Source organism: Rhizobium sp. 10PS4 (genome assembly GCF_032464805.1).
GTDB lineage: Bacteria > Pseudomonadota > Alphaproteobacteria > Rhizobiales > Rhizobiaceae > Rhizobium > Rhizobium laguerreae.
In genome coordinates this window covers 203163-222080 of sequence record NZ_JAWDIW010000014.1, presented here as the reverse complement: position 1 = coordinate 222080, position 18918 = coordinate 203163, and the positions used below count along the sequence as shown (strand labels likewise).

General features: G+C 61.6%; 17 protein-coding genes and 3 pseudogenes. 10 read left to right on the top strand and 10 right to left on the bottom strand.

What is annotated here, in order from left to right; translation table 11 throughout:
• Positions 1 to 9: 9 nt before the first annotated feature.
• The 3 genes and pseudogenes from RWJ89_RS26100 to RWJ89_RS26090 all read left to right on the top strand — a co-directional run.
• Positions 10 to 465, top strand: a pseudogene (locus RWJ89_RS26100) (DUF3604 domain-containing protein); the annotation flags it as partial.
• The gene (locus RWJ89_RS26095; protein ID WP_316029341.1) at positions 462 to 1391 is read left to right on the top strand and encodes a peptidylprolyl isomerase; all 930 of its coding nucleotides are present in this window, start codon (positions 462 to 464) and stop codon (positions 1389 to 1391) included. The pseudogene RWJ89_RS26100 and the gene RWJ89_RS26095, both read left to right, overlap by 4 nt.
• A complete protein-coding gene (locus RWJ89_RS26090; RefSeq protein WP_221999732.1) occupies positions 1388 to 2383 on the top strand; it encodes a HupE/UreJ family protein in 996 nt (331 codons plus the stop codon). The genes RWJ89_RS26095 and RWJ89_RS26090 overlap by 4 nt, the downstream gene beginning before the upstream one ends.
• Before the next feature lie 217 nt (positions 2384 to 2600).
• Here RWJ89_RS26090 and RWJ89_RS26085 read toward each other — a convergent pair.
• A pseudogene (locus RWJ89_RS26085) lies at positions 2601 to 2966 on the bottom strand (alcohol dehydrogenase); the annotation flags it as partial.
• A 124-nt stretch (positions 2967 to 3090) separates the two neighbouring features.
• On the opposite strand from RWJ89_RS26085, the gene RWJ89_RS26080 reads away from it, so the two are divergent.
• Both RWJ89_RS26080 and RWJ89_RS26075 read left to right on the top strand, forming a co-directional pair.
• Positions 3091 to 3384: a hypothetical protein gene (locus RWJ89_RS26080; protein WP_131664379.1), complete on the top strand. Its 294-nt coding sequence runs from the start codon at positions 3091 to 3093 to the stop codon at positions 3382 to 3384.
• A 75-nt stretch (positions 3385 to 3459) separates the two neighbouring features.
• Positions 3460 to 3603 carry a hypothetical protein gene (locus RWJ89_RS26075; protein WP_245503881.1) on the top strand — a complete coding sequence of 48 codons (144 nt, stop codon included), beginning with the start codon at positions 3460 to 3462 and terminating at the stop codon, positions 3601 to 3603.
• Between the two features lie 10 nt (positions 3604 to 3613).
• On the opposite strand, the gene RWJ89_RS26070 is transcribed toward RWJ89_RS26075, so the two are convergent.
• Together RWJ89_RS26070 and RWJ89_RS26065 are read right to left on the bottom strand one after the other, a co-directional pair.
• Positions 3614 to 3985: a hypothetical protein gene (locus RWJ89_RS26070; protein WP_131664380.1), complete on the bottom strand. Its 372-nt coding sequence runs from the start codon at positions 3983 to 3985 to the stop codon at positions 3614 to 3616.
• A 46-nt stretch (positions 3986 to 4031) separates the two neighbouring features.
• Positions 4032 to 4489: pseudogene (locus RWJ89_RS26065) on the bottom strand (pyridoxamine 5'-phosphate oxidase family protein).
• A 128-nt stretch (positions 4490 to 4617) separates the two neighbouring features.
• On the opposite strand from RWJ89_RS26065, the gene RWJ89_RS26060 reads away from it, so the two are divergent.
• Positions 4618 to 5439 (top strand): universal stress protein, encoded by an 822-nt coding sequence (locus tag RWJ89_RS26060; RefSeq protein WP_221999733.1) that lies wholly within the window; start codon positions 4618 to 4620, stop codon positions 5437 to 5439.
• Here RWJ89_RS26060 and RWJ89_RS26055 read toward each other — a convergent pair.
• Together RWJ89_RS26055 and RWJ89_RS26050 are read right to left on the bottom strand one after the other, a co-directional pair.
• Entirely contained in the window at positions 5436 to 7298 is a 1863-nt protein-coding gene (locus tag RWJ89_RS26055; protein ID WP_316031678.1) for a heavy metal translocating P-type ATPase, read from the bottom strand. The genes RWJ89_RS26060 and RWJ89_RS26055 overlap by 4 nt on opposite strands.
• A gap of 28 nt (positions 7299 to 7326) precedes the next feature.
• Complete coding sequence (locus tag RWJ89_RS26050) at positions 7327 to 7650, bottom strand: TraR/DksA family transcriptional regulator (protein ID WP_316031677.1); 324 nt, start codon at positions 7648 to 7650, stop codon at positions 7327 to 7329.
• A 238-nt stretch (positions 7651 to 7888) separates the two neighbouring features.
• Here RWJ89_RS26050 and RWJ89_RS26045 point away from each other — a divergent pair, with 238 nt between their 5' ends.
• Both RWJ89_RS26045 and RWJ89_RS26040 read left to right on the top strand, forming a co-directional pair.
• Positions 7889 to 10570, top strand: coding sequence for a cation-translocating P-type ATPase (locus RWJ89_RS26045; RefSeq protein WP_316029354.1), 2682 nt, complete (start codon positions 7889 to 7891; stop codon positions 10568 to 10570).
• A 66-nt stretch (positions 10571 to 10636) separates the two neighbouring features.
• Positions 10637 to 11470: a universal stress protein gene (locus tag RWJ89_RS26040; protein WP_316031676.1), complete on the top strand. Its 834-nt coding sequence runs from the start codon at positions 10637 to 10639 to the stop codon at positions 11468 to 11470.
• Positions 11471 to 11659: 189 nt separating this feature from the next.
• Here RWJ89_RS26040 and RWJ89_RS26035 read toward each other — a convergent pair whose 3' ends face one another.
• Both RWJ89_RS26035 and RWJ89_RS26030 read right to left on the bottom strand, forming a co-directional pair.
• On the bottom strand, positions 11660 to 11869 hold the full coding sequence (locus tag RWJ89_RS26035; RefSeq protein ID WP_131664385.1) for a hypothetical protein: 210 nt from the start codon (positions 11867 to 11869) through the stop codon (positions 11660 to 11662).
• Positions 11870 to 12063: 194 nt separating this feature from the next.
• Positions 12064 to 12294, bottom strand: a complete 231-nt coding sequence (locus RWJ89_RS26030; RefSeq protein ID WP_316031675.1) for a hypothetical protein — start codon at positions 12292 to 12294, stop codon at positions 12064 to 12066.
• A gap of 125 nt (positions 12295 to 12419) precedes the next feature.
• On the opposite strand from RWJ89_RS26030, the gene RWJ89_RS26025 reads away from it, so the two are divergent.
• Positions 12420 to 12773: a YbaN family protein gene (locus tag RWJ89_RS26025; protein WP_131664387.1), complete on the top strand. Its 354-nt coding sequence runs from the start codon at positions 12420 to 12422 to the stop codon at positions 12771 to 12773.
• 1082 nt (positions 12774 to 13855) lie between these two features.
• Here RWJ89_RS26025 and RWJ89_RS26020 read toward each other — a convergent pair.
• Positions 13856 to 14071 (bottom strand): hypothetical protein, encoded by a 216-nt coding sequence (locus RWJ89_RS26020; RefSeq protein WP_131664388.1) that lies wholly within the window; start codon positions 14069 to 14071, stop codon positions 13856 to 13858.
• Between the two features lie 116 nt (positions 14072 to 14187).
• On the opposite strand from RWJ89_RS26020, the gene RWJ89_RS26015 reads away from it, so the two are divergent.
• Positions 14188 to 14748, top strand: coding sequence for a threonine transporter RhtB (locus tag RWJ89_RS26015; RefSeq protein WP_316031674.1), 561 nt, complete (start codon positions 14188 to 14190; stop codon positions 14746 to 14748).
• A 299-nt stretch (positions 14749 to 15047) separates the two neighbouring features.
• Here RWJ89_RS26015 and RWJ89_RS26010 read toward each other — a convergent pair whose 3' ends face one another.
• Together RWJ89_RS26010 and RWJ89_RS26005 are read right to left on the bottom strand one after the other, a co-directional pair.
• Positions 15048 to 16892: a DUF882 domain-containing protein gene (locus RWJ89_RS26010; protein WP_221999737.1), complete on the bottom strand. Its 1845-nt coding sequence runs from the start codon at positions 16890 to 16892 to the stop codon at positions 15048 to 15050.
• 178 nt (positions 16893 to 17070) lie between these two features.
• A complete protein-coding gene (locus RWJ89_RS26005) occupies positions 17071 to 18618 on the bottom strand; it encodes a sigma-54-dependent transcriptional regulator (protein WP_316031673.1) in 1548 nt (515 codons plus the stop codon).
• Between the last annotated feature and the right edge of the window lie 300 nt (positions 18619 to 18918).

Genomic DNA, 18918 nt, shown 5'->3' with positions numbered 1-18918 from the left:
TCCCTCGGATTGGGCGGCGACCTGACCGCAGCGCCGGAGGGCAAGGCACCGTCGTTCCTCGTCGCCGCGCTGCGAGACCCGATCGGAGCCAATCTCGACCGCTATCAGATAATCAAGGGCTGGCTCGACGACAAAGGCGAGACGCATGAGCAAATATACGACGTCGCTTGGGGCGGGGACCGCAAACCGGGCGCCGACGGCAAGGTGCCATCGGTCGGCAGCACCGTCGACATCGAGAACGCGAACTGGACCAACACGATCGGTGCGCCGGAACTGATCGCCGTGTGGAAGGACCCCGGCTTCGATCCGAAGCAGAAGGCCTTTTACTACGGATGCGTCATCGAGATACCAACGCCGCGGTGGACCGCCTATGATGCCAAACGGTTCGGCAACAAGCCGCTCGAGGGTACGCGGATGACCGTCAGCGAACGCGCCTATACCTCGCCGATCTGGTACACGCCGTGATAACGGTGCCGGCGGTTGAATCGTCCGCTGCACCGTCGGGGCCGTCATCCGGTGAACGCGTGAGCACGATCTTGTTGAAACGCGTGTTGATGGAACCACTGGTCCACTTCATGGCTCTGGCGCTGCTGATCTTCGCAGGCTACGGGCTCTTGGGCCCTGATACGGACGACAAGCCGGACACCATCGTCGTCACGACGCCGAAGATCGAGCAGATGGCGACCGTGTTCACAAAGACCTGGCAGCGCCCGCCGACAGCCGAGGAATTGAAGGGTCTGATCGACGATCATGTGAAGGAAGAAATTCTGGTACGCCAGGCGCTGGAGCTTGGGCTCGACAGGGACGACACTGTCGTTCGTCGCCGCTTGCGCCAGAAGATGGAATTCCTGAACGCGGCCGACGCCGAAACGCTGACAGCGACCGATGCGGAGCTCGATGCCTATCTGAAAGCCAATGCAGCCACGTTCGAGATCGATCCGATGCTGGCCTTCCAGCAGGTGTTCCTCAACCCTCAGCGGCGCGGCGACACGATCGCACAGGACGCGGCTTCCGTCCTCGAAGCGCTGCTGACCAACCCGGCCACGGACCGCGCCCTTTTTGGCGACCCCACGCTGCTTCCGCCCGACCTGCCGCTTTCGAGCAAGACATCGATCGGTCAAACCTTCGGCGCCGAATTCGTGGAAGAACTCGACAAGGCCCCGCTGGGCCAGTGGACGGGTCCCGTCGCCAGCGGTTACGGGTTGCATCTGATCCGGGTGTCTGAGCGCCTGCCCGGCCGAGTGCCGGCGCTCGACGTGGTGCGCGACGTCGTTGCGCGAGAGTGGACGAACGCCAAGCGCAAGGAACTTGAAGACCAGCGATTCGCCGAACTGCTCAAGCGCTATGTGGTGAGCATCGAAAGCCCGGCTGGTGCGGAAACCGGCCCATGACGCGGCTTGGCGCCCTGCTGGCAGTGCTCATCCCGGTGTTCCTGGCCACGTCCGGCATGGCCCATGAGATCAGGCCGGCCTATCTCGACATGCGCGAAACCGCGCCGCACGAGTTCGCCGTCGTCTGGAAGGTGCCGGCGCAGGGCGACATGCGTCTCGGCCTCTATGCAAGTCTGCCGAAGCCGTGCATCGAGAAAGCCGAACCGGTGAGGTTGATCGTGAACGGAGCTTATCTGGAGCGAAGGACCGTCGCCTGTGCAGGGGGATTGAGGGGCGGCGAGATCGGCATCAACGGCCTCAAGTCGACCATGACCGAAGCGCTCGTCCGCATTGAATACACGAACGGCGATACGGAGGTTGTGCGCCTCATGCCGGACGCGCCCTCTTTCACCGCAGCAGGCGCACAGACCAGCCTCGAGGTCGCTCAGACCTATTTTCTGCTGGGCGTCGACCACATACTCTCGGGCCTCGATCACCTGCTCGTCGTGCTTGCGCTCATGCTACTAATTCGAGGCCGCTGGATGCTGGTCAAGACGATCACTGCCTTTACGATCGCCCACAGCATCACGCTGGCTGGAGCGTCGCTCGGATATTTCAGCCTGCCGCAGAAACCGGTGGAAGCGACGATCGCCCTCAGCATCGCATTTGTCGCAAACGAACTGATCAAGACGAAGCCGGGCGAAAGGCGGCTCTCCGAGAGCTATCCCTGGGTCGTGGCCTTCGCGTTCGGGCTGCTGCACGGCTTCGGGTTCGCCGGCGCCCTGAAGGAAATCGGCTTGCCGCAATCCGATGTGCCGCTGAGCCTCCTGACATTCAACCTGGGTGTCGAAGCTGGACAGTTGATCTTGGTTGCCATGGCGCTGGTTCTGGTTAGGGCGGCAAACGCGCTGATCGCGATGCCACCCGCGCCGGCGCGCCAGATCGGCGCCTACATGATCGGCACGGCCGCGATGTTGTGGCTCATTCCCCGCATCGCCAGCTTGGCGGCGTGAGCGGCGAGATCCACTGAAGGTCTGCTTCTCGCTCTGTTCGCGACAAACGGAGCTAGAAGTAGAAGGTGCGCCTTGGTCAAGCCGTGCCGTCAGGCAGGTCAGATGGCTTCAACGCATCGACAACGGCGCTTGGGCGAGCAGGCGCCGGACGTTTGACGGAGAAGCTTCCGTTTTGCCCCGAACGATCCGCTTTGATCCTCGTCGACGAGGACGGCGGCTATGGCACGATGATCGCTGCGCCGCTGATGCGGCCTGCGCGCAGGTCGCCGAGGGCCTCGTTTGCATGTTCAAGCGCGTAGACCCTTGTGACGCATCTGACCCCTACCGCCTTCGCGATCGAGAAGAATTCCGGCCCGTCGTTCCACGTCAGGTTCGCCACCGAGACCACCCGCCGCTCACCCCAGAGCAGGCGGTAGGGCATGCTCGGGATGTCTGACATGTGGATGCCGCCGCAGACCACCGTTCCGCCCTTCCGCACCACGTCGAGCGCCATCGGCACGAGCTCGCCGGCCGGCGCGAAGATGATGGCGGCGTCGAGCGGCACCGGCGGCCTTTCACCGGAGAACCCGGCCCAGGCGGCGCCACCGCCTTCCTGCTCGACTTGATTCCGGTCAAACATCCGGATTGATGCTCGTCAAAGACGGAATGCCGTAGGTCCGATAACCTCCCTGGACACAGCGCCACGACCTCATCCAAAGGAGACGGACATGCGCGAACAGACCTGTAAGACAGCAACGACCGCAGCCACATCGGTTCCGCCGGTCGAGCGAACCTCCGCCGACCTGGTTCTCGAACGTCGGGACGAGGATCGTTGGGAGGTGACGGCGGCGACGCCGCGAGGCCAGGCGTGGGCGAGAGATCATTTCTGCTGCGCGCTTCGGCAATCCTTCAGTGGCACCATGTGTCTCGACATCATGAGTGCCGATCGGCTGCTCAAGGAAGCCCATGTCGATGGACTGACCACCGAGTTCGTCAGCCTGTCTGGAAAGGACATATACTGACACGTTCTACTGACATGTTTTACCGACATGTTCGCCACAATTGTCTGCGCCATCGGCCGAGGATCCCGGCAACGCATGCTCCAGCTCGTCGAAACGGCCCGCGCGCAGCTCGCGCCCAACGGAAGCCTCCACCTCGTTCACGCGGTAGAGGGCCTCCCTTCGTCGGCCTCGCCGGACGATTGGGCGGTCGAGGTGATGGCCGCCGCCGAGACCCGGTAAGCCGCGCGCTTCACACGACCCTCTTCGCCTCAGCCTCCCTGACCTGACTGGCGGCGACGTCACGATACAGTTCGGCGGCGTGCGACAACAGTCGTGATCCGGTCTCGCAAAGCCTCGACACCTCCGTAGGATATTCCTCCAGCTCGGTTTCGACGAAGTCCGAAAGAACCTCGACCGCATCGCCGTTTTCGATACTGCAGGCAAGTCGAGTCAGAAATTCAAAGCATCGAAGCCCTCGCCGAGCGGCGGACGCCGTCAAATCCGTGGTGATCGTGGCCGACGCGACGAAGATCTGCTCTTGAATCAGAGCCCCCGGGCGAAAAACCAGCGCGAGGTTGGACGTGAAAGTGGCGCGTGGATAGAGGCTGGTGAGATATGGCATGTGGTGCTCCGTTTATGGGATAAGGGTTCAGGGCGAGCATCGACTCTCATTCCGTCCTGACGGCGCTCCGTCCTGATACGGCGGTGACGGCAATGCCGTAGAAGACGTGCGGAGAGCCTTCGAGCACCGGGGGTTCCTGCAGCGTCATGGCGCCGATCTCCCACCAGTCAGGATTCTTTTGAAGAAGTGACCAGGCATGCAACCTCTCGCTTCGCCGCGCGTCGCTGTCCGGAAACTCCTCGAACCGCCCTTCGACGACGACGCTCGCCCAGCCGCCGACGGCGGGACGCTGCTCGACGTAAAGCAGACCCTGTCGTTCCCCCGCATCCAGTCGAGCTTCTTGCCGGGCATGGTGAAGCTATAGGCAACGCCGCTGGAAAATGCGAAATAGATCGCCGCCACGTAAGGCTGGCCATTCTTGCAGCAGGCGAGATGACCGAAGTGCGCGCTCTCAAGAATGCGGTAGCACTGGTCCGGGGTCAGTTCCGTCAGCTTCATCGTCATGGTCACGCACTCCGCTCGTATCGAAGGCACGATCATAAGAGTTTTCTGAGTACCCGGCCTTGATCAAGCGCAATGCAAACTTCTCCGCAGGATGCATCATGACCACTGTTTAACCTCAGGAGGCCAGCATGAAGCCGCAGTTCCATCTTCCGTTGTCGACCTATCCCGATGCGAGCTCCTTCACCATAATCGACAACGCAATCGACCTCGCTCGCCAGAACGACGCCGATCTCGTCGCGAGCATCCCGGAAGTCCGGATCCCCCAGATCCATCAGCCCTTCCCCACATTTATCGATGTCGACACATGGCGGGGACAAGCAGAGCGGTATAGCCGGGACAGCGGTGCTTCGCTGCGGGAACACGTCACCGACGCTGTCTCGGAAACTGGCTTCGAGGTGCGAATCCACGGATTCGAGGTCACGGAACCGTTCGTCTATGAACGCTTTTCGGAAATTGCCAGGTGCCACGACCTGTCTATTGTCGAGGCCTCGGAACTCTCCCGCCAGCTTTCCGGGACGCTGCTGTTCGGGAGCGGCCGTCCACTCGTCCTATTTCCTGCCACCAGCGTCTGCTCTCATGTGAACACGATCGCCGTTGCCTGGGACGGCAGCGCCACCGCGGCACGTGCCCTTTCCTGCGCCCGCATCTTTATCGAGCGTGCGACCAAGGTGCAGGTCATCTCGATCACCGACGACAAGGAAATCGACGAGGCGAACCGCGCGCTGCTGATCTCTTGTCTGAAACACGCGGGATTGGAAGTGGAAGACGTATCGATCCAGGCAGGCGGCGAGACCGCGACCGCCGCCATCCAATCGGCCGCGCTGGAACGAAAGGCGGACCTCCTGATTGCGGGCGGATTTGGCCATTCGCGGCTTCGTGAATTCATCCTCGGCGGCGTCACTCGGGAACTGCTCGTCAAAGCCGAGCTGCCGGTGCTTCTTGCCCATTAGAGGGCGCGAAGGGCGTTGAGAATGACCGCCACGTCGATGGCCTCCTGAAGCAATGCGCCGCCGACTGGCGGAAGGTAGCCCGCTCCCGCGAACCCCATCGCGAGGAGCGAGAGACCTATGCCGGCATAGATGCTCTGAAGCGCGATCTTGCGTGAACGACGCGCGATGCCGATCGCCGTTGTTATCCTGGTGAGGTCGTCCCGGACGAGCACGATATCCGCAGCCTCCGCGGCCGCGGCAAGGTTCTCGACGCCGACCGCGACTCCGACGTCGGCTGCCGCCAGCGCTGGCGCGTCGTTCACGCCGTCGCCGACCATCAGCACCCTTCCGTGGACGCGTTCCTTTTCGATGACTGCGACTTTGTCTGCGGGAGCGAGCCTCGCCGAGACGTCGTCCAAGCCCAGCGAGCGAGCTAGGGCTGTCGCGATCGGCAGCTCGTCGCCGGAAGCCAGGACTATTCGAGTGATCCCTACTGCTCTGAGCTGGGTGACGAGTTGGACAGCGTCTTTGCGAAGCCGGTCTTCGAGCGTGATCGTGCCAGCCGGCGTGCCGTCAAACAGTACCTTCACGCGCATCGCGCTGCTTGAACCGTTCGATCCCGAGCGCAGCGCCTCTCCGAAATAGGTGTCTCCTCCGACGCCGACACGCACGCCATCGACTATTCCGGAGATTCCGGATCCCGCGGTCTCGGTCACCTGCGATGGACGGCTCAGTACCAACCCACGTCTATGCGCCTCGTCCACCAGCGCGCGTCCGACCACATGGCCCGACGCCTGGTCCAGCGAGGCGGCCAGCCGCAGGATCCTGTCGGGATGCTCCGGGCCCTCGATGTGACCGACTTCCGGCTGCCCCGCGGTGAGCGTCCCCGTCTTGTCGAACACCGCTACGGTGGCCTGGGCGAGTGCCTCGAGGGGCCCCGCGCCCTTCACCAGAACGCCCTCCTTGGCGGCCTTTGAAGTGCCGGCCGCAAGTGCGACGGGTACGGCCAATATCAACGGACAGGGCGTGGCGACAACCAGCACGGCTACGATCCTTGACAGGTCTCCGGACATGAATGCCGAGACTCCTGCGATCGCTACCGTCGCGAACAGGAACCACACCGAGAACCGGTCGGCCAGGCGCATCAGCTTCGCCTTGGAGCGCCTCGATGCTTCCATGAGCCTGACTATACCGGCATAGGTGCTGTCCTCGGCGCGGCTTAAAACGCGGATCTCGATCGCATCGCCCTCGTTCGTAGCGCCGCTCGAAATCTTGCCACCCCTGGCGATGCGCACTGGGAAAGGCTCTCCGGTCAGCACCGCCTGGTCGATCGTCGCGGCTTCGCCGACGAGCGCCCCGTCGGCCGGTACGACGTCGCCCTTGCGTATCAGGAGCACGTCGCCGACTGCGACCTTCTTGATCGGAATTTCTTCGAAACCGGCTCCGGCAAGCCGCAGGGCCGTCCGCGGAACTTGCGCCAGCAAAGCCGACATCCCCTCATCGGCGCGACGATGTGCGTATGCCTCCAGAAACTGACCGCCGGAATACATGAGACCGACGATCGCTCCGGCAAGATATTCGCCGAACCACAAGGAGGATCCCATGGCCAGGGCCGCGATCAGATCCAGGCCGTATTCCTGCTTCCGCAGCTTCTTGGCGATCTCAATGCAAAGAGACAGCAGAATCAGGCTGGTGCAGCCTACAAGGATTAAACGATATCCAAGCCCGTGACCCGCGAGATAGAGGGCGAGTGCGGCTGAAAGAGCAAGGAGCGACGACAGCACCAGAAGGCCCGACCGGGAGCCCGCCGTCCTCAGTCGCGACACCCCGTCCTGAGGCCACGTCCACCTATCAGCCCACCAAGCCGCCGCTGTAGCCACCTCTCACCCTCCCATCAATCCGGAAGCCTCAGCGAAACGATTTTGCGCAATCGATGCAGAACGGCGTATAGGGAACCGCAGTCAGCCGCTCCTTGCCGATCGGATGGTGGCATTTGGCGCATTGTCCGTATGTGCCGTCGTTCAGCCTGCCGATCGCCGCGTCGATGGCCGCGATCTGGTCACGCCTCTCGGCTTGCATCTCGCGAAGAACTTCGTCGTTCTCAACCTGGGTCGCGCGCTCCTCGCTGTCCTTCTCGAGCGCGACGCAGAGATCCGCATCGATCGCTTCGAGACGACGGACAAGGTCATCCTTCATCGTCTGCAACACCGTCTGTACCGAGCTTTTATTCATTGTAGTCGCCTTTCAATCTTGCCCGATCAATCTCAGTCCACACGCGATGCCGTCAGAATACCGATCCAAACGCACCGCCATCAAAACGCAGTGGCCGCATATGCCGCTGCCCACAAATCGTCTGCAGCATATCTCAATGCGATCGGAGCTCCTTGATCCCGGTCAATGCCGCCTGCGCGGGCGCACATAGGCTGTCGAGCGAGCTTTCAATGAAATCGTTGCGACAAGCCCGGAGCCCATCATGAATCTCACGGCGCAGACACCCGCCCCGACAACGCCAGCCGTGATCGGACTGACGAGCGTCGAGGCCGAGGAACGCCTTGCCGAGCTCGGACCAAACACGCTGCCCGAGCCTCAGCCTCCATCGCCGCTGAAGGTCTTCCTCGTTCAATTTCGCAACCCCATCATCTACATCCTTTTGCTGGCGTCAGCGCTCTCGTTTGCAACCGGCAGGATCGAAGACGCCCTGTTCATCTTCGTCGTGCTTCTGATCAATGCCGCCATCGGCACCTACCAGGAGTATTCTGCGGATCGAGCGGCAGCCGCCCTTCGCAAGCTTGAGCAGCCGTTGACCAGGGTCATCCGGGACGGCGCGGCTTGCAGGATCGAGGCCAAGAGGCTGGTCGTCGGCGATCTCGTTCTTCTGGAATCCGGCGACAGAATCCCTGCCGATCTGACGCTTGTCGATGCAAGTGACCTCCGGTGCGACGAGTCGCTTCTGACCGGCGAGTCGATGCCTGTCGCCAAAGGGCGCACCGTCGAAGGATCGTCGGATGAAACCCGCAGTTCCATGCTGCTGCTCGCGGGTTCCCTGGTGACGCGCGGCCGAGCCAAAGGCGTCGTGACCGCTACGGGTACCGCGACCATGCTTGGCGGCATCGCCGCCGAGTTGGGAAGAGCTAGTTCGTCGCAGCCCCCGCTTGTCGCCCGTCTGGCGAAATTCACGAACGCGCTCGCTCTTTTCGTAGGATTGGCAGCATTGGTGCTGGTCGTCGCGGGCTTCATGCGAGGCCTCCCTCTGCACGATCTGGTCATGATGTCCGTAGGTCTGGCGGTGAGCGCTGTTCCTGAAGGGCTTCCGATCGCCATCTCCATCGCGCTTGCCGTCAGCATGCGGCGGATGGCCGCCCGCAACGTCATCGTCCGAAGCATGCCGGCCGTTGAGGCCCTGGGTTCGACCACGATGATCGCCACGGACAAGACGGGTACCTTGACCAGCAACGTGCAGACGGTGACCGAAATTCGCCTGCCGGACGGCACGGACATCGCCCTCGACGTGCATGCCGATCTCGACAGGTGCGAGATCAGGGCGAGCTGCCTGGACAGCGACCTGGTCCGCGAGAGGGCGCGCAGGCTGCTACGCGCGGCACTGCTTGCAAACGAAGGAAGCCTCGTTCGCCGGGACGATCTCTGGCTCGCTGCCGGCGATACGGTCGACGTGGCACTTCTTGCAGCAGGGCGAAAGGCGGGGCTGGGACAGGAAGAGCTGAACGACCGATACCCGTTGGCGGCAAGAATCGCCTACGAGCCCGAGCACAAATACGCGGCATCCTTCCACCACGGCAGCGATCGGATCCATGTCTTCGTCAAGGGGGCGTCGGAGGTGCTCATCGAGATGGCGGATCGGATGGACGTCGCGGGCAGCGCTGTCGAGATCGACCGCGCTTCGCTTTTGGCGCAGAAGGAAGAAATGGCCGCTCGGGGGCTCAGGGTGCTCGCGTTCGCCGAAGGGGAAGTCGGCGCGACGCTCGACGGAAGCCTCGGACACGGTCACCTTGTCGATCTCGTGTTCCTGGGGCTGGCCGGACTGCAGGACCCGGTTCGACCGGAAGTGCGGCAGGCTATGAAAGACTGCCGCGCGGCCGGCGTGGACGTCGTGATGGTGACCGGGGACGACCCGCGGACTGCTGCCGCGATTGCCAGAGATGCCGGCCTGGGTTTTCTTGCCAGCCAGGTCGTTTCGGGCCACGACATTGATGAAGCTGCGCGAGCGGGCGACCAACGGCTGGACGAGATTACGAGAGAGGCCCGCATCTACGCTCGCGTGCAGCCGGCGCAGAAATCTGCGATCGTCGCATCCCTGATCCGCAATGGCCACATCGTCGCCGTCACCGGAGACGGCGTGAACGACGGTCCGGCGTTGAAGAAGGCGCATGTCGGGGTCGCAATGGGGCTCAGAGGAACCGAGGTGGCGAAGGAAAGCGCCGATCTCGTCATCACGGACGACAACTTTGCATCCATCGTCGCGGGGATCGCAGAAGGCCGGGCAGCCTATCGCAACATCCGCAAGGTGGTGCTGATGTCGGTGGCAACGGGCGCCGCCGAGGTCCTGCTCTTCATGCTCGCGCTGCCATTCGGCCTGCCCATGCCGCTCCTCCCTGTTCAGCTCTTATGGCTCAATCTCGTGACAAACGGCATCCAGGACGTCGCCCTTGCAGGGGGAAGGCCGGAAGGAGACGAGCTGGCGGGGCCGCCACGTTCTCCGCTCGAGCCTCTCCTCGACCGGCTGATGATCCGTCGCGTCGTTCAATCGACGCTTGTCATCGGCGCGGGTGCCTTCCTGGCCTTTCAGTGGATGCTCGCGCACGGGTATGGCGTTCCCGAAGCCCGCAACATAACGCTTCTGATCTTCGTGATGTTCGAGAACGTCCAGACGCTGGCAAGCTCCTCCGAGAAAAGATCGATATTCTCCGTCGACATCCTCCGAAACCGGTTCCTACTCCTTAGCGTGCTCGCCGCCCAGACGATCCACATCTCGGCGATGTACGTGCCGTGGCTCAGCAGAACGCTCGGCCTTTCGCCCATCACGCCTCTCGAATGGGGCCTCAGCATGCTTGTGGCGAGCTCCCTCGTTTTCGCGACCGAAGCCGACAAGCTCGTCTGCCGGCGATGGCGCGGTCGTTCACCCCGTGTTGCTTGATGAAGATCAAAGACTTCGTCACGGGCGTCGATATCCTTACGCTATTCAACAAGAGAGGTGATCGAAATGCCCATTCGCACGGTATTGAGCATCCTGAGTTCCAAATATTTCGACGAAGACCTGAAGGCCGCCGCCGAGTTTTGCGGAGCCTCAGGAGCACATCTCAGCGCGGTCGTGATCTGCATGGGAGCGTCGCCAATGATGGGAGAATACAACTCCCTCTCGACCGTCTGGCTGGAAGAACGCCAGCGCGAAATCGAGGAACTCGTCAAAAAAGCCGAAGAGATCAAGGCATACCTGTCGCGCACCGACCTGTCCTACGACGTGCAGGACGTCTATACGGAATATGCTTTTGCGCAGGAGGACATTGCAGAACGGACGCTCTATGCCGACGTCGTTCTCGTCGGCCGCCAAGCGTGCAAGGATGAGGAACTCCAGAAGCGGGTCATGAATGGCGCTCTGTTCCAGACGCCGACGCCGGTCATCATCAACCGCGGACGGCGGCCGCTCTCTTCCACTTCCAAATCGATCGTACTGGCATGGGATTCGAGCGACGAGGCGTCGCGTGCCGCAAGGCAGGCCCTCGACCTGCTGAAGACGGCCGACTGCGTCTACGTGACGATGATCGACCCGGTCTCACGAGAGCGGGTGAATGGAGAGGAGCCGGGCGCCGACATCGCGAGCTTCCTCTCCCGGCACGGGGTCAAGGTTCAGGTGGATCGCGTGGCCAGCGGCGGAAACACGGCCGACGAGATCCTGAGGCAGCATGCGACGGACGTGAATGCCGATCTGATCGTCATGGGTGCGTACAATCACCCTCGTTGGCAGCAGACGCTCTTCGGAGGCGTGACGCGCAACATGATCGAGCAAAGCAGCATGCCAATATTCATGGCCCACTGAAGGGATGAACCCGGCGGCACACGTGCGTCCCGCCGGGCCGCTCAGGGCGACGCTGTTTTCGAGCGTGGTCAGCGAAATAGGCGACCGCCGGCGTATCCGCCGCAGAGGAGCGACGTCAACTCTTTCACGCGGCGTCCGCCGTCGCACGCGCAGTCTCGAAAAATCTGGCGAGCACCGCCTCTTCGGGCGTCAGAAACGTGTTCTTTGGAGCAGACCAGCCTTGTCGACGGCCGCCTTCACTGCCGACACTACTTCCTGATCGAGCCGCTCGACAAGCAGCGCGGGATCGACTTCATCTGAAGTCAGCGCGCCCTTCTGTATCTGCGCTTTCGTGGTGGCGACGCCGGGCTCTCGTGGCGCTGCGCTCTGTAGATCGTCCGTTGAGATGCGGTATTGCAAGCCGCCTCGGCATCCAGCCGGCCTGTTTTTCCTTGCCCGCGCCAGCCAGTCCGAACATCACTAATCTCATCAACGCAGTCCTTTGATGCAGATCGTTCTTTGGCTTTTCGTGGCCGCGAGGCGGCGCTTCATCAAGCCCTAGTGCAAGCGCGACCGTTCCAGCTTCCACGCGGTGACGTCGCTGGCACAGACGCTTAACCGAGAGTGGGGGAACCTTCGCCACTCAGGATTTTCGACGTCGCTATTTCGCAGATCGCGCCGAGGCTCTGCTGAAGCCGGGTCTCGTCGGCCCGAGGCGGGTTGGCCATCTCGCAGAGCGCGGCGCGATCGACTACAATCACACGATGGGCGCCTGCATGTTCCATCACCACGACGCCCGCCTCGCCGGATGATTTCAGAAACGCGGTAACGAACCTCGGCAGCATCGCACTCTCCATGTCGTGCAGTTGATGGAGAGCATGTTAGACGTCTGCGCAAATCCGTCTTTGAGGGATGTCAAAGAACCGAACGCTCTCCAAGTCTATAGTCGTTGAAAATCTTGGAGATGAAGATGCGTACCCTGATGATGACGATCGCCTGGGCCTCGGTCGCCGCTGCAATCGTCGGCATTTTCCTGCCTCTGCTTCCGACGACGCCATTTCTGCTGCTGTCGGCGGGAATATTCGCCCGCACCTCGCCAAGGTTCGAGTCCTGGCTTCTGGATCATCCATGGCTCGGCGCTTCGGTAAGGGCATGGCGCGAGCGCGGGGCAATCAGATCAAGGGCGAAGGCTATGGCGGCGCTGACCATCGGGGCCAGCTTCCTGCTGCTCGTCTGGCTTGATCCCGGCCCCTTGCCACTCGCAGTCGTCGCTATGATCCTCAGCGCCTGTGTCGCATTCATCGTCACCCGTCCGTCGGCGTGAGCTCTCTTGAAGAACCTCAACAAAGAACCGTGTCAATACAAAAGAAATCAAGACCATTCGTCGAGATCAAAAAAATCCCGGCGACGGAGGCTGCAGTGCGTCTCGACCCTTCCGTCGTCACCGCGTCAATTGGCGACCGTCCGCAAGTGCAGCTGTTGATCGTGACGCCGGACGTTGACGCAAGTCAATGAGCTGTGTGACCTCAGGCGGGCAAATAGCGCTGACACCCGCGTCGAAGGTAAGGAGACACGAGATGATGCCAGTGGTCGTTCATGCTGCTCTTGACGAACGCGAGCGGTCGGGAAGAATTGAATTCCGTCGTGACGGGCGAGCGGGTATGGTAATCGTCTCACGGCGAGCGCTTTTGACAGTCGCGTCACCCCCGAGGGCCACGGAGACCAGGCTCATTCAATACGCGGCCATCTTCTGCGAAATCGCAGTCGCCCGCTCCAGGATCATCGACGGCAACCGGGACATCTTTCTGGTTACGGCGAACGATGTCATGAACTGGGTCCGGGGTTGGCGGCATGCGGAGTCGGTTATGTTGCACCGACACCCAGCCAAAGCGGCGACGCCGAAAGCACAAGTCTTTTCGCCACGTCTCGTTTGGGACGCAGGCAAAGCGGTGTAGAGGCTGTTGCTACCTGCATTGAAAGCGTCCGCGGGCCTGCTGCTTGCAGAGGCCTCGAAGCGAACCATCGTCGCAACGTCTTCTGTTGGCGAGGATGAGCTTCAACAGCTCCCATTCCGTTACGGCGGTTCGTTTAAACCACGGTTCCGTCGCGATTTCTTCATGAATTCGGCCAACTAGAACAGCTTCATCCGGTTCCAGATTGAGCACTGAAATTGTCCTTTCGGTATTTATCGGTGAAACTGCAGCCCGGTGTGAACCTCGTGGATGCACGACAGCTCCTTAGTCGATGTGAGCCGTCGTTGCGTGGAAATGGGTGGCCCGTCCTCTCCTGTCAGGGCGGGCCAGCGCTCGGACTTGCCATGGTCATAGGGGGACTCGCCCGAGGTAGCCGATCATCGCTCCCTCGACGGATGGACGTCTTTGATGCAGGTCAACCACGCGTAAGCTTTCAATCGTCATTCTGGAAAAGAGCCGTCGCCAGGTAGCCCCCGCCGATCGTGCTCGCGAAAAGGTAGATGAACAGGCCCTGCGCCAGCCATCGCTCCGAAACGGGCGAGGGAAACATTTCCGAGAGACCATTGATCCACACAATGGCGCCCGCGATGCCGCCTATCGCGAATCCGATGGCGAGACGAGTGAGCATGAAAGAGATCAGCGGCGGCATTCGAACCTCCATCCCGATCCGGGGAAACGAGCTCGAAGACAAGCGGTTCCGAACATGATCTGAATCAATTACACGCTCCGAGGAGAGTGCGAGGTAGCGGCACGAAGGAGACAACCGTGGAACATCTTGCGTTCGCTTCCGTATCATTCGCCTTGCTCGTGCTTCCCGGACCCACGAATGCTATGCTCGCTCTCTCAGCCACTGAGCTGCGCACGGTCCGCGCACCTCTTCGTGTCGGAACGGTCGTCATGGGATATCTTGCAACCATCGTCGGCGTCGCCAATATCGCCGGCCCGCTTCTCCAGGATCACGTGGCGGTCGAGCGGATCATCAAGCTGGCCTCCGCTTTCTGGGTGCTTTATCTGGGGTTCCGCCTTTGGGCCCCCGTGCAGTCTTCGGAAAAGTCTCTGATCGGAAACGTTCGCCTGCTGGTTACCACGCTGCTTAATCCAAAAGGCGTTGTTCTTGGCCTGACGATGATCCAGCCGTCCCAGAACTTGTCGCCCTCTGCAGCGATCGCAACGATTGCCGCCGTCGTGACCGTGACGTCCTCCCTATGGCTTCTCGCCGGTCGCCTTCTCCTCGCTGGCAGTCGTCGAACCGCTGTTGCTCGCAAAGGCGGTTCTGCAATCCTGTGGCTCTTCTCCGCCCTGTTGGCCAGCAGCGCCCTATCCTGAGGACCGACGGGATGCGGGCTCCGCAGGTTTCAATCTCTCACTAGAAGCAAGTTGCGTTATGTCAATGATCGCTTTTTAAAGGCATGCTAATGTCGCCGTCATCGGTCGCAAGGAATACCATGATCGGAGATGATGGAGGACTTGCGGACTACCTGTCCGCACTCGCAAATGCGCAATTATGCAGCAGCTGCGACCAGATGCCGATTGTTGGGTGACCTTAAATCTCAGGGCGGATCGAAATAAAAAGAAAAACCGCCGGATCGCTCCGGCGGTTTTCGACTTTTCCTCGATTGGCAGGCTCAGTTCGTGTTGAACTTGCGCACTTCCATGAAGTTCACAGCCGTGCCGCTGAAGCGGGCCGGGTCGACCGAAGCGGTCTTGACGTTGAAGCCCTCGGCATAGACGGCGATCGGCTGGGCACGCATCGTCTGGCTGACGAACCGCGGCGCCTTGACCTGCTTGGAGGCCATTTCGAGGCGGGCATTGGTGAGCGCCCACTGCGAGATCATCTTTTCCGTCAGCTTCGGTTCGGTGCGCACCGTTGTACGGCTGGCACCCGCTGCGGCGGCTTCCTTATGCGTCGGGCGACCACCCTTGGCAGGAAGCCCCTGCGCCACGGCGCTTTCGACAGCCGGTTCGTCGAAGCCGTCGCCAAAGCTTGCCGATTTGGTCATCGGCGCCAATGCGGCGAGTTCGAGCGGCGGCTTTGCGGCAGGCGCCTTTTGCGTCATCGCGGCTTTGATCGCCTGCTCGACCGTCTGCGGCGGCGCATTCGACGCGACCTGGCTTTCCTCTTCGTTTCGCTGCTGGTCGAGCGCATCGGCAAGGGCAGGAGACAGCGCGTCCTGATCGGCTTCGTCGGCCTCTGCTTCCGGATCGGCATCGGCCGCGGCAAGAAGGTTCTCGGCAACCGCGGGGCGTTCGATCGGCGTCGGAACCGGCAGCGCATTCGCGCCCGTCAGCATGGGATCGGCCAATGCAACCTCGGCATCGCCAGGCGCGCGGCGCTGGCCGAGAAGCGAGGGAACCGGAATGCTGTAGGCGCTGAGATCGGCGAATTGCTGCGGCTGGGCCTGATCGGCCGGAAGGGCCGCCGCAAGAGCCTGTTGTGCGGCATTACCCGAAGGCGGGGCGACGAGCGCGCTCGCCACTTCGCTGCCCGTCGGCTGGTTGCTGAATGCCGGGCGAACCTGCGGCACCGGCGCGTTCAGATCGGCGACTTCGGTCTGCTGCGGCTCGGCAGGAGCGGGCTCGGCCTTCGGCGGCGTCGCCTTGGCGACGGCGACAGGCGTGGAATCGTCCGACTCGTCTTCCTGCTCGTCCGCTCCGCCGCCAAAGAGCGCGGCAAACAGCGTCTTGTGCTTCGGCGCCGATTCGGAAGCGCTGGCGATCTGGATCTGCGGGCCGCTGCCGCGGCGCTTATAGTCGGCCATCGCTTGCTGGTAGCCCGGCAATGGCTTGCCATCGGCCGGAATATGGATGGTGTTGCCGTTGGGGAAAAGCCTGACGAGTTCGTCGCGGCTCATGCGCGGCCAGGCGCGAACGCCGCCGACATCCATATGCACGAAGGGCGAGCCCGATTTCGGATAGAAGCCGACGCCGCCGACCTGCATCTTCATGCCGATGGCGCGCAGCGTCGCCAGTTTGACGTCGGGAATGAAGAAATCCATCGCCTTGCCGAGCATATGCTGGCTCTTTTCGGCGACGCCGGATTTGCGCGAGCGGCCACGCAGCATCTCGTTGGTCCCCGGCGAACGGAAACCGCAGACGACGTTGATGTAATCCCTCGAACCGCTCTGGCGATAGACTTCCCAGATCAGGTCGAACAGGCGCGGGTCCATCTTCGTCGGCTGGTTCTTGCGCCAGTCGCGCAGGAAGCGGTTCAGCTGCTCCAGACCCTTGGGGTCGAACTTGCCGTTCCGCTTGTAGGTGATGACGGCTTTTTCGCCGGTATGAATGAAATAAAGCTTGAGGCTGCGGGTGTCGCCCGCTGCCTGCGAAGGCGTACCAACGAATACCGGTGAGGAAACCGCGAGCGCAAGAAGGGCGGCCGCTACCGTCCTTATTGCCTTTCCGCAAATGTCGGCGCACAAAGAACGCCAGCTCAAGCGCGAAGGCTTGGAATTTCCATTCAGATTCGGCAACTCGATCCCCGTCAGACAGACAATGTCCCGTACTGTCTCAGATGACTGTCAAATGCGGTCACACGATGGCAAAAATGCCACACATGATCAACCTTTTCTTTACATAGTGAACGCGCCACTAACAAGTGGTTTATGACTAGTAACAAAACGTGGTTGCCTTAATCTTAATGAAAAGCGCTTAAGCCGCATCTTTCTGGGGATTGTCAGGATCTATGCCGTAGTCCTTGAGCTTGCGATAAAGTGTGGATCGGCCGATGCCGAGCTTGCGCGCCACTTGACTCATCTGCCCGCGGTAGAATTTGAGCGCGAATCGGATGAGCTCCTCCTCGACATCGGCAAGCCTACGCACGTCTCCGGCAGGATTGACGCTGGCGATGGCGTTTTCCGGGGCCTCGGACAGCCGGTGGTGGTGCATCTCGCCTGAGATCGACGCCCTGAAGTCCTCGCCATAGCCGCTGTCGGGATCGAGGCCGGTATTGTCGGCAACGAGCGCCAGGTGATCCACCACGTCATATTCCGGAAGCTGGGCGGCGATCTGCGGGAAATCCGCTTCGGTCAACTCCGGCCCTTCGGCCAAGACGACCGCGCGGAAGATCGCGTTTTCGAGCTGGCGGATGTTGCCCGGCCAGTCATAGGCCGTCAGCAAAGCCAGCGTGCCGGCATTCACCGTCATGCGGCGGCCGTTCTTCTGCTCGCTGGAGAAGCGGTCAGCAAAGACGCGCACCAGATGCGGAATGTCTTCCTTACGTTTGCGCAGCGCCGGAATGGTGATCGGGAAGACGTTGAGGCGATAATAGAGATCCTCGCGGAAATGGCCGTTCTTGACCTCCTCGATCAGATCCTTGTTGGTTGCCGAGATCAGTCGGACATTGACCTTGTGCGCGGTGCGCGCACCGACGGTCTCGATCTCGCCCTGCTGCACGGCACGCAGAAGCTTCACCTGCACCTCAAGCGGCAGGTCACCGATCTCGTCGAGAAAGATGGTGCCGCCATCGGCTTCCATGAATTTGCCGATATGGCGCTCGGTCGCGCCGGTAAACGCGCCCTTCTCGTGACCGAAGAGAATGCTTTCGACCAGATTATGCGGGATCGCCCCGCAATTGACCGTGACGAAGGGCTTGTTCGAGCGGTCGCCGCCGGACTGGATGGCGCGCGCCACCAGCTCCTTGCCGACGCCGGATTCGCCTTCGAGCACGACGGGAATGTTGGACTGAGCCGCCCGCTGGGCGAGATCGATGACACGGAGCATCGCCGGGCTTGCCGAGACGATGTCGTCGAAACCGACCGAGCCTGAGCGCGACCGGCGTCCGGCCCGCGCCTTCACTTCGCGCTGGTCGAGCTTCATCGCGTTCGAGATGGAAGTGGCGATGCGTTCGGGCGAGACCGGCTTGACGACGAAATCGAAGGCGCCGGCGCGCATCGCCTGCACCACCGTTTCGATGCCGCCCTGCCCCGTCTGCACGATGACGGGGATCTGCGTGCCGAATTCGTGAAGCGCATCGAGGAATTCGAGGCCGGTCATCTCCGGCATCATCAAGTCGAGCACGATGACGTTGAAAAGGCCGCTGTCGCGTTTGACCATTTCCAGGCCGATGCGGCCGTTTTCCGCCTGGTGCACGACATGGCCGTGACGCTCGATTGCGTTCTTGAGCAGGCGGCGCTGCACGGGGTCGTCTTCGACCACGAGGATCTGCCCTGCTCCCTTGAGCTCATTGTAACCGGTCATTGTCGCCTCACTTCATGCGAAACCATAAAGCGCACTCTGACAGCAAGGCTTGAACATCCAGTTTTGAGAAACAATTGCATTTTAACGATTGCCACGCGTCGTTTTCGTGCCGAAGCGAGGCCTTTCATGCGCCGAAATCCCCTTGATGCCGGGCCTTCCCGCGCTTACAGCGCCGCCGTCTTTTCAGACGCGCAAAGGACGCTGTAACACTTTGAACCTACGCATCGTGCTTTCCGAAAATCGATTCCGATTTTCGGGCCGATGCGGTAGACAATCAGACCTGTTATGAAAGTGGAGAGG